At 45.8% G+C, this 15,472-nt stretch carries 13 protein-coding genes; 10 read left to right on the top strand and 3 right to left on the bottom strand.

Annotation, left to right across the window (positions count from 1 at the left end):
* The first annotated feature begins 66 nt into the window (after positions 1-66).
* From LOZ91_RS13155 to LOZ91_RS13110, 10 genes are all read left to right on the top strand, one after another.
* Positions 67-1,029, top strand: coding sequence for an alpha/beta hydrolase (locus LOZ91_RS13155; RefSeq protein ID WP_159138732.1), 963 nt, complete (start codon positions 67-69; stop codon positions 1,027-1,029).
* 347 nt (positions 1,030-1,376) lie between these two features.
* Positions 1,377-2,888: an aldehyde dehydrogenase family protein gene (locus LOZ91_RS13150; protein ID WP_005094691.1), complete on the top strand. Its 1,512-nt coding sequence runs from the start codon at positions 1,377-1,379 to the stop codon at positions 2,886-2,888.
* A gap of 404 nt (positions 2,889-3,292) precedes the next feature.
* On the top strand, positions 3,293-4,408 hold the full coding sequence (gene ribBA / locus LOZ91_RS13145; protein ID WP_004728811.1) for a bifunctional 3,4-dihydroxy-2-butanone-4-phosphate synthase/GTP cyclohydrolase II: 1,116 nt from the start codon (positions 3,293-3,295) through the stop codon (positions 4,406-4,408).
* A gap of 18 nt (positions 4,409-4,426) precedes the next feature.
* Positions 4,427-4,897, top strand: coding sequence for a 6,7-dimethyl-8-ribityllumazine synthase (gene ribE / locus LOZ91_RS13140; RefSeq protein WP_004280926.1), 471 nt, complete (start codon positions 4,427-4,429; stop codon positions 4,895-4,897).
* Positions 4,898-4,901: 4 nt separating this feature from the next.
* The gene (nusB, locus tag LOZ91_RS13135; RefSeq protein WP_004728813.1) at positions 4,902-5,351 is read left to right on the top strand and encodes a transcription antitermination factor NusB; all 450 of its coding nucleotides are present in this window, start codon (positions 4,902-4,904) and stop codon (positions 5,349-5,351) included.
* 18 nt (positions 5,352-5,369) lie between these two features.
* Entirely contained in the window at positions 5,370-6,287 is a 918-nt protein-coding gene (thiL, locus tag LOZ91_RS13130) for a thiamine-phosphate kinase (protein WP_074383718.1), read from the top strand.
* On the top strand, positions 6,265-6,786 hold the full coding sequence (locus LOZ91_RS13125; protein ID WP_004728817.1) for a phosphatidylglycerophosphatase A: 522 nt from the start codon (positions 6,265-6,267) through the stop codon (positions 6,784-6,786). Before thiL ends, LOZ91_RS13125 begins: the two co-directional genes overlap by 23 nt.
* Positions 6,787-6,806: 20 nt before the next feature.
* Complete coding sequence (gene glmU / locus LOZ91_RS13120) at positions 6,807-8,171, top strand: bifunctional UDP-N-acetylglucosamine diphosphorylase/glucosamine-1-phosphate N-acetyltransferase GlmU (RefSeq protein ID WP_244783374.1); 1,365 nt, start codon at positions 6,807-6,809, stop codon at positions 8,169-8,171.
* Between the two features lie 12 nt (positions 8,172-8,183).
* On the top strand, positions 8,184-10,022 hold the full coding sequence (gene glmS, locus LOZ91_RS13115) for a glutamine--fructose-6-phosphate transaminase (isomerizing) (RefSeq protein ID WP_244783373.1): 1,839 nt from the start codon (positions 8,184-8,186) through the stop codon (positions 10,020-10,022).
* A 59-nt stretch (positions 10,023-10,081) separates the two neighbouring features.
* The gene (locus tag LOZ91_RS13110) at positions 10,082-11,452 is read left to right on the top strand and encodes a phosphomannomutase CpsG (RefSeq protein WP_244783372.1); all 1,371 of its coding nucleotides are present in this window, start codon (positions 10,082-10,084) and stop codon (positions 11,450-11,452) included.
* A gap of 72 nt (positions 11,453-11,524) precedes the next feature.
* Here the strand turns inward: LOZ91_RS13110 and galE are convergent, their stop codons facing one another.
* The 3 genes from galE to LOZ91_RS13095 are packed head-to-tail and all read right to left on the bottom strand — an operon-like array spanning position 11,525 to position 15,457.
* Positions 11,525-12,541: a UDP-glucose 4-epimerase GalE gene (galE, locus tag LOZ91_RS13105; RefSeq protein ID WP_244783371.1), complete on the bottom strand. Its 1,017-nt coding sequence runs from the start codon at positions 12,539-12,541 to the stop codon at positions 11,525-11,527.
* Positions 12,534-14,201, bottom strand: a complete 1,668-nt coding sequence (gene pgi / locus LOZ91_RS13100) for a glucose-6-phosphate isomerase (protein ID WP_244783370.1) — start codon at positions 14,199-14,201, stop codon at positions 12,534-12,536. Before pgi ends, galE begins: the two co-directional genes overlap by 8 nt.
* Entirely contained in the window at positions 14,201-15,457 is a 1,257-nt protein-coding gene (locus LOZ91_RS13095; protein ID WP_244783369.1) for a nucleotide sugar dehydrogenase, read from the bottom strand. The genes pgi and LOZ91_RS13095 overlap by 1 nt, the downstream gene beginning before the upstream one ends.
* Positions 15,458-15,472: the final 15 nt, after the last annotated feature.

Genomic DNA, 15,472 nt, shown 5'->3' with positions numbered 1-15,472 from the left:
ATTTGACAAAAAGTCAAAGCTCATCAAGGATAAAGTATAAATTCAATAATATAAATGAGTATAAAAATGAGTGAATTCCAGCCCCTTTATCAAGCTGATATTTTAGGCATCGGCTATGAGCAAGCCACCTTGAGCTTTCCAGATGACTATGAGGGCAAAGTTGTAGCAACCCTGATACGTAAAAAAGCAGCGCAGCCTACTCCTAAAGCAGTTTTGTATATTCACGGATTTATTGATTATTTCTTCCAGACTGAAATGGCGGAACGCTTTAATCAGCAAGGTTTTGATTTTTATGCGCTGGATTTAAGAAAATATGGCCGTTCGATTCTGCCGCATCAGAACTATTATAATGTGCATGAGCTGTCTGAATATGATGCAGAAATTAGCCAGGCACTGGATATTATCGCAAGCGAGGGCCATGATGCTGCCCTGCTCTGTGGTCATTCTACCGGCGGCCTCATCACGACATTGTTCGCGGCACATCACCCTAATCATCGGTTAATCAAAGCACTCTGGGTCAACAGTCCATTTTATAACTTTAATATGAATCCGATAAAACGTGCGCTCGGCATCCCGCAGTTAAGCAAACTGGCGAAAATTTTTCCCGACCTTAGATTTCCGAGTGAGTTAAATAAATGGTATGCCACCAGTCTGCACAAGGATTTAAAAGGTGAATGGGACTTCAGTCTGGACTGGAAAAAGACCCGCTACCCAAGGGTACGGATCAGTTTTATTCGTGCCATCTATGAAGCACAAAAAGAAATTCATCGCGGCATCGAACTCGATATTCCGGTTCTGGTCATGCATTCGCATCAGACTTTATATCCAAAAAAATGGGGCAAGGCAGCGCAAACTAGTGATGTGATTTTGGGAGTTAAAGACATTCAGAAATATGCCAAAAAAATTAAAGCTGATGTCACGGTTCAAAGCATTCAGAATGGTTTACACGATCTGGTGCTTTCAGACAAATCTGTACGTGAACAGGTTTATCAGCAGCTGTTTCAATGGCTCAACAGCAAAGGACTATAATGCCGGCAAACAGGAAAGATGATTTTAGGCTCCTGTTTTCTGTTAAGTGTTTTGATTGAATAAAATGGCCCTCTTGAATGTAATCCGCAACCATCAGAAATACATGAATCCTTCGATTTTTTAAGCGCCAGTTAAATGCTTATTTCTTAGGATAAGCTTCGATTAAATATAAAATTTAATTCCTATACTTCATATTCCAAATGTTGTCTTTTGTAGCAAGCGTGTAATCAAAGCACCACCTGTCTTTTTCCCTCTTTATAGTAGAGCTGACTGCTGAAACTGTAGCATTTTCAATTGAGAAAATAGGGTCAGCGTGTACCAATAACAATCATATAAAGGAATAGATTATGCGTTATGCAGACCCCAATACTGACGGTGCAAAAATTCAATTTAAAGCCCAATACGACAACTTCATTGGCGGCGAATGGGTCGCTCCAGTTAAAGGCGAATACTTTGACAATATCTCTCCGGTAGATGGCAAAGTCTTTACCAAAGTGCCGCGCTCTTCTGTAGAAGACATCGAATTGGCCCTAGATGCAGCGCACAAGGCCAAAGCACAGTGGAATACATCCTCAGCCACCACCCGTTCCAATATCCTGCTAAAAATTGCAGATCGTCTGGAACAAAATCTGGAACTGCTGGCGGTGGCAGAAACCTGGGACAACGGCAAGCCGATCCGTGAAACCTTAGCGGCCGATATTCCGCTATGTATTGATCATTTCCGTTATTTTGCCGGCTGTATCCGCGCACAAGAAGGCGGCATTTCCGAGATTGATGAAGATACCATTGCCTACCATTTCCATGAACCGTTGGGTGTGGTGGGTCAAATCATTCCGTGGAACTTCCCGATCCTGATGGCGGCCTGGAAACTCGCACCCGCCTTGGCAGCAGGCAACTGTATCGTGCTGAAACCTGCGGAACAGACCCCGGTCAGCATTTTAGTTTTAGCTGAACTGATTCAGGACATTTTGCCGCCGGGTGTACTGAATATTGTCAATGGTTATGGTATCGAAGTCGGTCGTCCACTCGCGACCAATCCGCGCATTGCCAAGATTGCCTTTACCGGTTCAACCGCAGTCGGTCAGCAAATCATGCAATACGCCACCGAGAATATTATTCCGGTAACACTGGAACTTGGCGGAAAGTCACCAAACCTGTTCTTTGCCGACATTATGGATCAGGAAGATGATTATCTGGACAAGGCACTGGAAGGCTTTGCCATGTTTGCCCTGAATCAGGGTGAAATCTGTACCTGTCCTTCTCGTGCCTTGGTGCAGGAAAGTATTGCCGATGAGTTTCTGGCGCGTGCGGTAGAACGGGTGCAACGCATTAAAACCGGTCATCCGCTCGACACCGACACCATGATTGGTGCGCAAGCCTCACAGGAACAGCAGGACAAGATTCTGGGCTGTATTGCCACTGGCCGCGAAGAGGGTGCGCAAATTCTGACCGGTGGTGAAGCACGTCAGGAAGTGGGACAAGGTTTTTATATTGAACCGACCATTTTCAAAGGCACCAATGACATGAAAACCTTTCAGGATGAAATCTTCGGGCCGGTGCTGGCGGTGGCGACATTTAAGGACTTTGATGATGCCATTAAAATCGCCAATGACACCATTTATGGTTTAGGAGCAGGTGTGTGGTCACGTTCAGCACACACCTCTTACCGTGCAGGACGCGCGATTCAAGCGGGTCGGGTCTGGACCAACTGTTATCATATTTATCCTGCACATGCGGCTTTCGGTGGCTATAAAAAATCAGGGATTGGCCGTGAGAATCACAGAATGATGCTGGATCATTATCAACAGACCAAAAACCTGCTGGTGAGTTATTCAACCAAACCGGCTGGTTTCTTCTAAGTATGAATTTTCTCAAAAGCGAACTGCGGTTCGCTTTTTTGTTTTATTCAAGTTTTTTAATATCTGGTAAATTTTTCTGCTCTTGATCGTTGACCAGCAAAATAAAAGTCTGAAAATCACAAAAACAGGAATAAAACTGTATAAAAAACAAATTAATACTTTAACTTAGAAGGACTTCGCCTAAGTTTTTCATTTTTTATGCATTTTAACTGTTCAAAAAACCTGCATAAAGCCCTGGCTTTCATTTAAAGTCGGCTTTTCATGATTCCCAAGACTGTGTATAACATTGAACCACTATAGGGAAACTAATAAGCATAGGCAAAATTGCTTAAAAAGCGTTAGACTATGTACCCAATAATGTCATGATTCGGTCTGATCAAGATCAAAAAAGAAGGTGAAGGTTGATGCCGCTCAATACTGTTGAAGAGCTTGTAGCAGATATCCGTGCAGGAAAAATGGTCATCCTGATGGATGATGAAGATCGTGAAAATGAAGGCGACTTAGTGATTGCTGCCACGCACGTACGTCCTGAAGACATCAACTTCATGATCACCCATGCACGTGGTCTGGTCTGCCTGACTTTAAGCAAAGAGCGTTGCCAGCAGTTGAATCTGCCTTTGATGGTCGATGCAAACGGTGCCCAGCATGGAACCAATTTTACCCTGTCAATTGAAGCAGCCAAAGGTATTTCTACCGGGATCTCACCGGCTGAACGTGCGCACACGATTCAAACTGCGGTGGCTGCTCATGCCAAACCGGCAGATATTGTACAGCCAGGACACATCTTCCCGCTGATGGCGCAGCCGGGTGGCGTATTGCACCGTGCCGGGCATACCGAGGCAGGTTGTGATCTTTCTCGTTTAGCAGGACTGGAACCGGCTTCGGTGATTTGTGAAATCATCAATGAAGATGGCACGATGGCGCGCCGTCCGGATCTTGAAGTTTTTGCTGAAAAGCATGGTTTGAAAATTGGCACCATTGCCGACCTGATTCATTACCGCATGACCAATGAGCAAACTGTTGAGCGTCTCGATCATCAAAAACTCGACACTGAATACGGCACATTTGATTTATATCGTTATCGTGAACTGGGCAACCCGGATATTCATTTGGCCCTGGTCAAAGGCGAGCCTAAACAAGGCGTGACCACCGTTCGTGTACATGGTTTTAATCCGACCCGTGATTTGCTCAAACTGAAAAAACAGGACGGCGAACCGGCCTGGAATTTAGACCGTGCACTAAAAGAAATTTCCAATAGTGATCGTGGTGTACTGGTCTGGATTGGCCAACGTCATTTACAGGATTTGGGTCCGGCTTTAGATACCTTAAATACACCAAAAAATGTAAAATCAAATTCTGCACTGTCTCAGCAGTATCAGACCATTGGTGTCGGTGCACAAATTTTGCGTGATCTAGGCGTTGAAAAAATGAAGCTGCTCAGCTCTCCATTGCGCTTCAATGCACTATCAGGCTTTAACTTAGAAGTGGTGGAATACATCACCGCACAACAAACATCTTAAGAAATCATCGAGGTTGCTATGGCAGTTCGCCGTATTGAAGGTATGTTACATCTCGCGAACGAAGACCGTTATGCGATTTTAGTTGGTCGTTTTAACAGCTTTGTGGTTGAACATCTGTTAGAAGGTGCCATTGATACATTGAAACGTCATGGTGTATCAGAGGATAATATCACTGTTGTTCATGCCCCTGGTGCCTGGGAACTTCCTGTAGTTGCGAAAAAACTGGCAGCTTCAGATCGTTTCGATGCCATCATCGCGCTTGGCGCCGTGATTCGTGGTAGCACGCCTCACTTCGATTTCGTTGCAGGCGAATGTGCCAAAGGTTTAGGCGTGGTTGGCCTGGACACTGGCTTACCTGTCATTAACGGTGTACTCACTACGGACAGTATTGAACAAGCGATTGAACGCTCTGGAACAAAAGCAGGCAATAAAGGTAGCGAAGCTGCCCTGACTGCGATTGAAATGGTTAACTTGTTAAAGGCTATTTAACGCTATGTCGCAAACACTTCAAGCAACTTATGCAGCAAAACGTAAAGCACGTCGCTTTGCTGTACAAGGAATTTATGAATGGCAAATGAGCCACAATCCGGTGCATGAGATTGAAGCACGTACGCGTGTGGAAAATGCCATGCATAAAGTGGATCTGAGCTATTATCATGAATTGTTGACTCAAGTGGTTGCCAATCATGAAGCATTGGATGCGCTCTTAATTCCGGTACTCGATCGTGAACTTTCAGCACTGGATGGTGTTGAACTCGCAACCTTGCGTCTAGGCGCGTATGAACTCAAAGAACATCTTGAGATTCCATATCGTGTGGTTCTAGACGAAGCGATCGAGTTGGCTAAACATTTTGGCGGTGCCGACAGCCACAAATACATCAACGGTGTATTGGATCGTTTAGCGACAACTTTACGTGCAGCAGAAAAGCAACAAGCCAACTAATTAAAGTCGAATTGTTGTATGGCTGAATTTTCGATTATCGACACCTATTTCAATCGCAAGAATACCCATTCTGTCGATTTAGGCGTCGGTGACGATTCAGCCTTGCTCACCCCTCCGCCTCAGCAACAACTGGTCATCTGTGCCGATACACTGGTTGCTGGACGACACTTTCCTCTCGATACAAATCCGCATGCCATTGGCTGGAAATCGGTTGCTGTTAATCTTTCCGATATTGCCGCGATGGGTGCAAAACCGCATAGTATTCTTCTGGCATTGAGCCTACCCCAAATTGATCATGACTGGCTCAAAGCCTTTAGTCAGGGTTTGTATGATTGCTGCGATCAATTTGGCGTAAGTTTAATCGGGGGTGATACCACCCAAAGTCCGCATCTCACTTTATCTGTGACAGCCTTAGGCTGGGTCGATATCGGCCAAGCGGTGCCACGCTCAGGTGCAAAACCAGGTGATCTGATCTGCGTCAGTGGAACTGTCGGCGATGCTGCTTTTGCCTTAAATCATTTAGGTCATCCGCTACAGAAACGTCTGGACTATCCGACGCCACGCTGTCAGCTCGGTGCCGCCTTAAAAGGTCTGGCGCATAGCATGATTGATGTCTCGGATGGTTTAGCCCAAGATCTTGGACATATTCTCAAAGCCTCGCAAGTCGGTGCCAAGCTACAACTGGAACACTTACCGATCAATCCTGCCCTGCAGGCCTTAAGTGAAGCACAAAAATGGCAATATGCACTGGCCGGTGGCGACGATTATGAATTATGTTTTACAATAAGCCCGCAAAATTACGAAAAATTATTGCAAAAACAACTTGATGTTTCGATTAGTATAGTCGGCACAATTCAGCAGCAGCACGGCTTAACTTTTGAAAAAGATGGCGTAGATCATTTGCTTCAATTTAATGGGTATCAACATTTTGCATAAACCTGCGATCAATTTTAAAGCCATGTCATGGACCGACCGACTGATTGTATTTAGTGGCGTTGGCTTCGGCTCAGGACTGGTGCCTAAAGCACCGGGGACCTTTGGTTCGGCTTTTGCACTGTTATTTATCCCGATTTGGCTGCATCTTGATTTTTTAAACAGTCTTTTTGCCATTGCCATCATGTCCCTGATTGGCATATATATCTGCGGGCATACTGCCAAGGTCATGGGCGTTCATGATGATGGCCGCATTGTCTGGGATGAATTCGCCGGACAATCCATCACATTTTTACCCCTGATCTATCTCGGCCAGATGAACTGGCTCTGGCTGCTGGTCGGTTTTGCGCTATTCAGATTATTTGATATCTGGAAACCGTGGCCGATTCGGGTCATTGACCGTCAGGTCGACGGCGGTTTTGGCATCATGCTGGATGACATCATTGCTGGCCTGTGGGCGGCTCTTTGTATTTTGATTTATTTTTACTTCACCGTGGCATAAGCCATATTTAGGATTAGAACATGTCAACGACTGTTATTATTCTTGCTGCAGGTAAAGGCACGCGCATGCGTTCAAGCTTACCGAAAGTATTACAACCGCTTGCAGGACGTCCTTTACTGGGTCATGTCATTGACACAGCAAAAAAATTAAACGCAGATAATATTATTACCATTTACGGGCACGGTGGCGAGCAGGTTCAAGCTGCTTTTACAGCGCAAAAAATTAAATGGGTTGAACAGAGCGAACAGCTGGGGACCGGTCATGCCGTACAAATGACTTTACCTGTCCTGCCCCAAGACGGCGTATCGTTGATTCTTTCTGGTGATGTACCCTGTATTAACCCGCTTACCTTGCAAAAATTACTCGATGCCACTGCAGAAACTGGCATTGGTCTGGTCACGCTCACCTTGCCAGATGCCAATGGTTATGGTCGCATCGTGCGTAAAAATGGTCAGATTCAGGCCATTGTTGAACATAAAGATGCAACGAATAAGCAACGTCAGATCCAAGAAATTAATACTGGCATTTATGCGGTCAGCAATGCCAAGTTGCATCAATGGCTGCCAAATTTAAGCAATGAGAATGTTCAGGGTGAATACTATCTGACCGATATTGTGGCGATGGCTCTGGCAGATGGTATGCAGGTTGCTTCGGTAGAACCTGAACAAGCCTTTGAAGTTGAAGGCGTAAATGACCGTGTGCAACTGGCAGCATTAGAACGTCAGTTTCAGGCATTTCAGGCCAAACAGCTGATGCAGCAAGGTGTACATCTGATTGATCCGAGCCGTTTTGATTTGCGTGGTAATTTAACTGTCGGTCAAGATGTACAGATTGATATCAACGTGATTATCGAAGGTGATTGCGAGCTGGGCGATCATGTTGAAATTGGCGCCGGCTGCATCATCAAAAATACCAAAATTGCAGCTGGGACTAAAGTGCAGCCTTATAGCATTTTTGACAATGCTATCGTTGGTGAAGATACCCAGATTGGCCCTTTTGCACGACTGCGTCCGGGTGCGAAGCTTGCTGCCGAGGTGCATATCGGTAACTTTGTAGAAGTGAAAAATACCACGATTGGCGTAGGCTCTAAAGCCAACCACTTCACCTATCTCGGTGATGCTGAAATCGGTGCCGGTTCTAATATTGGTGCAGGTACCATTACCTGCAATTATGATGGTGCGAATAAATTTAAAACCATCATTGGTGATCAGGCTTTCATTGGTTCGAACAGTTCATTGGTTGCACCTGTGAAAATTGGCAATGGTGCTACAGTGGGTGCAGGCTCGACGATTACTCGTGATGTGGAAGACAACAGTTTGGCGGTAGAACGTTCTAAGCAATTTGCCAAAGAAAACTATCCACGTCCGCAAAAAATCAAGAAATAAGGGGGAATAAATATGTGTGGTATCGTCGGTGGCATTGCAGAACGTAGCATTACCAATATTTTGATTGAAGGCTTAAAACGCCTGGAATACCGGGGTTATGATTCAGCAGGTTTGGCACTCATCAACAATAGCCAGGTCCTGCGTGAACGTCGTGTCGGCAAGGTCGCGAACCTTGAACAGGCCGTAAATGAATCACAGATCAGCGGCTCACTTGGCATTGCACATACACGCTGGGCAACCCATGGCAAACCGACTGAAGAAAATGCCCATCCGCATATTTCTGAAAATGTGGCAGTGGTCCATAACGGAATCATTGAGAACTATCAAGAACTTAAAGATGATCTTGAAGCTTTGGGTTATGTCTTTACTTCACAGACCGATACAGAAGTGGTTGCACATCTGATCAATGACGCCCTGAAATCTACCCCAAGCTTAATGGAAGCTGTGCGCCAGGTGGTACCACAACTCAAAGGTGCTTATGCCCTAGGTATCGTGCATACAGATCATCCGGATGAACTGATTACCGTACGTGAAGGTTCTCCACTCGTCATTGGTGTGGGGATTGGCGAGAACTTTATCAGTTCTGACCAGTTGGCGCTGCTCCCGATTACCAACCGTTTTATCTACCTGGAAGAAGGTGATATTGCGCGTTTGACCCGCAGCACGATTGAAGTTTTCGTCGATGGTCAACTGGTCGATCGTCCGGTCAAGGAACTGGATGCTGCGGTCAGCAATGCCTCTAAAGGTGAATATAAGCACTACATGCTCAAAGAAATTTATGAGCAGCCTGAAGCGATCAAACAGACCATTTCCCAGGCTTTAAATGGCAATGACCTGCGCAAAGACTTTCTTGCCAGTGCAGAACAGGACTTCGCAAAAATCCAGCAAATCCAGATTATTGCCTGTGGTACCAGCTATCATGCCGGCATGATCGCCAAATACTGGTTTGAACAGCTGATTGATCTGCCGTGTCAGGTCGAGATTGCCAGCGAGTTCCGTTATCGTACGCCAGTGATTGTGAATCACACACTCTATGTGTGTATTTCTCAATCTGGTGAAACTGCTGATACCTTGGCTGCATTACGTGATACACAGAAACGTGCGGCGGCCAAAGGGCTGGACATCACTACGATGACCATCTGTAATGTCGCTACATCATCGATGGTACGTGAGACCCAGCATAGTCTGTTGACACTGGCAGGCCCAGAAATTGGTGTGGCATCTACCAAAGCCTTTACCACCCAGCTTGCTGCTTTAATGCTGTTGGTATTGAAAATTGGTTCGGTCAAAAATAGCATTTCTACAGAACAGATGACGAAGATCAGCACAGAACTCTGGCATTTGCCTAAAGTGATTCTGGACACTTTACGTCATGATAATGAAATTTTAGGTCTGTCTGAGCTGTTTGTTGAAAAGCAGCATTGCCTGTTCCTGGGCCGTGGTACGCACTTCCCGATCGCACTGGAAGGTGCACTCAAGCTGAAAGAAATTTCCTATATTCATGCTGAAGGTTATGCTGCAGGTGAGCTAAAACATGGCCCATTGGCACTGGTCGACAATGACATGCCGGTGGTGATTCTGGCACCGCAAGATGACATGCTAGATAAGCTGAAATCCAATATGGAAGAAGTTCAGGCACGTGGTGGCGAACTGTTTGTCTTTGCCGATGAAAACAGCGGCATTAAAGCCAAAGAGCGTCAGCATGTGGTACATATTCCGGCAGTCAATGCAGTGCTGGCACCGATTGCATATAGCATCCCGGTGCAGTTACTGTCTTATCATGTGGCAGTGCTGCGTGGTACAGATGTCGATCAGCCACGCAATCTGGCAAAATCGGTTACGGTAGAATAATTAAAATTGAATCAGGGCTGGGGAACCGGCCTTTTTTCTTCTGAATGGAGAGCCTATAAATGACCAAACTGACTTGCTTCAAAGCCTATGACATTCGCGGCAAACTCGGCACCGAGCTCAATGAAGAGATTGCCTATAAAATTGGCCGTGCTTATGGACAGATTTATCAACCTAAAACGGTGGTCATTGGCTGTGACATCCGGCTCAGCAGTGAAGGTTTAAAACAGGCCACCATTCACGGTTTAAATGATGCGGGTGTCAATGTTCTGGATCTGGGCATGACCGGCACGGAAGAAGTTTATTTTGGCGCCTTCCATCTGGATGTTCAAGGTGGTATTGAAATCACGGCCAGCCATAATCCGATGGACTATAATGGCATGAAACTGGTACGTGAAAATGCCCGTCCAATCAGTGCCGATACTGGTCTTAAAGAGATTCAGGCTTTAGCAGAATTAGATGAATTTATTGAAGTCAGCAATAAAGGCAGTACTGAAAAATACAATATTCTGCCCGAATTTGTAAATCATCTGATGAGCTATATTGATCCGGCAAAAATCCGTCCGATGAAACTGGTGATGAATGCCGGTAATGGTGCAGCAGGTCATGTGGTCGATGCGATTGAACAAAAATTTCAACAACTCAATATTCCGGTTGAATTTATCAAAATTCATCATGAAGCTGACGGCACTTTCCCGAACGGGATTCCCAACCCGATTTTAACTGAGAACCGTGACAGCACCCGTGATGCGGTCATTCAGTATGGCGCAGATATGGGCATTGCCTGGGATGGTGACTTTGACCGCTGCTTCCTGTTCGATGAAAAAGGCCAGTTTATTGAAGGCTATTATATTGTCGGCCTTCTGGCTCAAGCCTTCTTGCTAAAGCAATCTGGCGAAAAAATTGTACATGATCCGCGTTTGGTCTGGAATACACTGGATATTGTAGAGCAATATCAAGGGATCACGGTTCAGTCCAAGTCAGGTCACGCCTTTATTAAAGATGTGATGCGTGAGCATAATGCGGCCTATGGCGGTGAAATGAGTGCACATCATTATTTCCGTGACTTTGCCTATTGCGATAGCGGCATGATTCCATGGTTACTGGCGATAGTAGTACTGTCTGAAACAGGAAAATCCTTATCTTCTCTGGTGGAGGAGATGATCGCCAAGTTCCCATGCAGTGGTGAAATCAACTTTAAAGTCGCCGATACCCAAGCAACCATCCAAAAACTTTTCGATCATTATGCCGATCAGCAGCCGGAGATCGATCAGACCGATGGGGTCAGCCTTAATTTTGGTGCATGGCGTTTTAATGTGCGGGCATCGAATACTGAACCGCTATTGCGTCTGAATATTGAAAGCCGTCGTGATCACAATCCCCGACCAATGCAGGACTATGTCGATGAATTGACTCAGCTGATCCAGAGTTAAGCTTTTGGTATCAAACACAATAAAAATGGGAGCAATGTTGCTCCCATTTTTATTTATATCGCTATAAAGATTTTAACGATAGCCATTCGGATTCTGCTTCTGCCAGTTCCAGCTATCAGCGAGCATGTCCTCTAAACCATACTGAGGTTGCCAGCTCAACTCTTGGACTGCACGGGTATTGTCTGCAAAACAGGTGGCCACATCGCCTTCACGACGAGGGGCTAATTCAAATGCAATCGCAACCCCATTCACTTGCTCAAAAGTATCTTTAACTTGTAGCACTGAAATGCCATTCCCTGTACCAATATTCCAGGCACGGCAACCTTGCGCAGTTAAACGATTATTGAGGGCACATAAGTGTGCATTGGCTAAGTCAACTACGTGTATATAATCGCGCACTCCGGTACCATCCACCGTGTCATAATCATGACCGAAAATAGATAGCTTTTCACGACGACCGACTGCCACTTGAGTCACAAAAGGCATCAGGTTATTGGGAATACCTTGTGGATCTTCGCCAATCTGGCCACTTTTATGCGCGCCGACCGGATTAAAATAACGTAATAAGGCAATCGACCAATGTTCATCCGCCACAGACAACTTTTCCAAGAGCTGCTCAACAATCAGCTTGGTATAGCCATAGTTATTGGTCGGCATTCCGGTAGGCATTTCTTCATTTAAAGGTGAAGGATTATTTTCGCCATAGACCGTGGCTGAGGAACTAAACACCAGTTTAAAAACCTGCGCGCGCTGCATCGCCTGAACCAGGCTGATTGAACCGGCAATATTATTGTCAAAATAAGCCAATGGTATTTGCTGGCTTTCACCGACGGCTTTAAGCCCGGCAAAATGAATCACGGCCTCAATCGAGTGTTGCTGAAATACCTGATCTAATAATTGAGCATCACGGATATCACCTTGTATAAATGTCAGGCTTTTTTGGGTCAACTGTTGCACCCGATTTAAAGACTCAGCAGCGCTATTGCACAGATTATCTAAAACCACCACCTCATGGCCGGCATTTAATAACTCAACACAAGTATGCGAACCAATATAGCCTGCCCCGCCCGTTACCAGAATTTTAGCCATGCTGCTTCCCTAATAAAATGTTAATTAAACCTTGAGTTGAACCATCCAGACCACCTAGCTCAGACTGTTCACCATTCAAAATAGGCAGCAACTGGTTGGCAATTTCCTTGCCTTTTTCCACGCCCCACTGGTCAAATGGGTTGATATTCCACAGCACCGATTGCACAAAAACTTTATGTTCATATAGAGCAATCAGCATACCCAGACTATAAGGATTCAGCTCTTGCATCAACAGCGTACTGCTCGGTTGGTTGCCTTCATACTGTTTATAGGCTGGCAAGCTCTCTAATTCTTTTGGGTCCAAAGCCTCATTACCAAAGGCCAATAAACGTGATTGCGCCAAGCAGTTAGACAGGGCCAAATGATGCTGTTCAATTAATGCTTCGGCACTGTCTGCATAGGTATATTGCTGACTGTTATAGCGCTTGACCGGCGCAATAAAGTCACAACTCACTGACTGCGTACCTTGATGGAGGAGCTGATAAAAAGCATGTTGCGCATTCGGTCCCACTTCGCCCCAAATAATCGGACAGGTATCCAGCTGAACTTTTTCACCATCACGTTGAATCGACTTACCGTTAGATTCCATTTCCAGCTGTTGCAAATAAGAAGCAAAGTATTTCAGTCGTCCATCATAAGGCAGGATGGCATGGGTCTGAATATCCAGAAAATTGTTATTCCATGCACCCAAGAGCCCCATCAACACCGGAATATTGCGCTCAAAAGGCTGATACTGAAAATGCTGATCGACCGCATAGGCACCGGCCAGCAGCTGCTTAAAACCTTCAATGCCGATACTCAGTGCAATCGGCAATCCGATACAGGACCACAGTGAATAACGACCGCCGACCCAATCCCATAATAAGAGCTGGTTTTCCGGAGCAATTCCCCAGGCCGTCATTTTCTCCGGCTTGGTAGAAACTCCAATAAAATGATGCTTCAGAATATAGGGATGCTGACCCAAGGCTTTTTCCAGCCACAGGCGTACTGTCTGGGCATTGGTCAGGGTATCAATCGTGCCAAATGATTTGGAGGAAATGATAAATAGCGTGGTTTCCGGACGCAGCTGATGCAACAACTCGGACAGCTGACTGCCATCCATGGTCGAGACAAAATGCACATTGAGTGGCTGGGCAGACTGGTATTTAAAATCCGATAAGGCATGGGTGACCATCAAGGGCCCAAGATCTGATCCGCCCACGCCAATATTGACCACATCCTGAATCACTTCCCCGGTGGCACCACGACGCTGCCCGGCATGAATTTGCTCGACCAAGGCATACATGCGCTCAAGTTGAGCATGCACATCAGCGGCCAGATCCGCATGCTGCTGATCCTGTGCTGGCAAGCGTAATGCCCAATGCATGGCAGCACGTTGCTCGGTATAATTAATATCCTGATTTGAAAATAAAGACCCGATCCAGGATCTTAAGTTTTGTGCATCTGCCCATTCAATCAGGTCCTCCATCACCGTGTTATCAATTCTGTGTTTACTATAATCGAAGACCAGCTGTTCAAACTGAATTGAATATTTGTTAAAACGCTGGGGGTCTGCGGCAAACAGTTCTCGTAGATGCACCGCATCAAGTTGTTCTTTGCTCGAGGCGAGTTTTTGACACACAGTTTCAGTATTTAGATCTGGTTTAAGCTGACTTAACATTAACGTCCCACCCCAATATAATTAAAACCACGCGCCTTGATATAGGCCGGATCATACAGATTACGCCCATCCAAAATCAGGGGATGCTGCATCAGTTTAATGAGGTGTGGATAATCTGGACTACCATACTGTTTCCAGGCAGTCATCAAACATAAGGCATCTGCCCCCTCAACTGCCTGATATTGATCTTCACACAGGATTAGATCCTGCCGTGTCCCATAGACTTTTTTAATATTGGCCAATGCTTGCGGATCATGCAGTTTGACCGTCACCCCTTGCGCCCATAATGCAGTGAGCATGGCATGCACTGGAGATTGCTGGATGCTTGGGGTATTTTCCTTAAAGGCTGCACCCCAGATCGCAATGACTTTACCCTTCAAGTCTCCACGGAAATAGTTCCAGAGTTTACGAAACAGTAATTCTTTTTGCTGTTCGTTAATGTCCCAGACCTGTTCCAGCAGCTGGTTTTTCACTCCTGAATCTGCTACTGCATGCGTTAAGGTGCGGATATCATGCGAGAAGTTCTCTCCACCAAAACCGACGCCCGGAAACAAATAGGCGGAACCAATCCGGTTATCCGCCGCCATGCCTTGGCGCACCTGTTCAATATCGATCCCGAGTTTTTCTGCCACGCTGGCCAGATCATTCATATAACTGATCCGGGTGGCCAGCATGCCGGAAATACTGAGTTTGGTAAATTCGGCATCCAGTACCGGCATAAACAGATACTGCTGCGCACGCGGAAACAAGGGGCGTAACAGCTCTCTGATTTTAGCCTGTGCATCTGCATGATCACAGCCCACGATCAGCTGGCTGGCCTGAACAAAACTACGCAGGGCATTACCTTCCTGAATAATATCGGGCAGATAAATCCAGTCATCATTCGGCAGCAGTTGTTGAAAACGTTGGGTGCCATGCAAGCCAAAGGTCGAAGCATTAATCATCAGTTTGGGATGGGCAAAACAGGCATGCCGAATGGTATCCAGCATCTGAAATGCCTGCTGCTCTTCGGTGGCGTTAAAACTAAAGAAAAAAACATCCTGATTAAAATCCAGATGCTGAAAATCACAACAGTTTAAAAAACCGGATTTTTCCTGTTTGTGCAGCAATGACTGCAAGGATTCATCCTGAAAATAAGTCCGGGCCGGCTCATCTGCACTGAAGCTGTTACACCACACCACCTGATGACCACATTCAGACAAAAGGGCCGAAATGACCCCAGAAAATAAGGTTTTCCCCAGTACTGCGACTTTCATAGTATTCCTTGGTTA

Origin of the sequence: Acinetobacter sp. F-1, from assembly GCF_022869025.1 — a bacterium.
Classification (GTDB): domain Bacteria; phylum Pseudomonadota; class Gammaproteobacteria; order Pseudomonadales; family Moraxellaceae; genus Acinetobacter; species Acinetobacter pseudolwoffii.
Note: the sequence above shows the minus strand (reverse complement) of the source record. Positions and strands in the feature narration are given on the sequence as shown.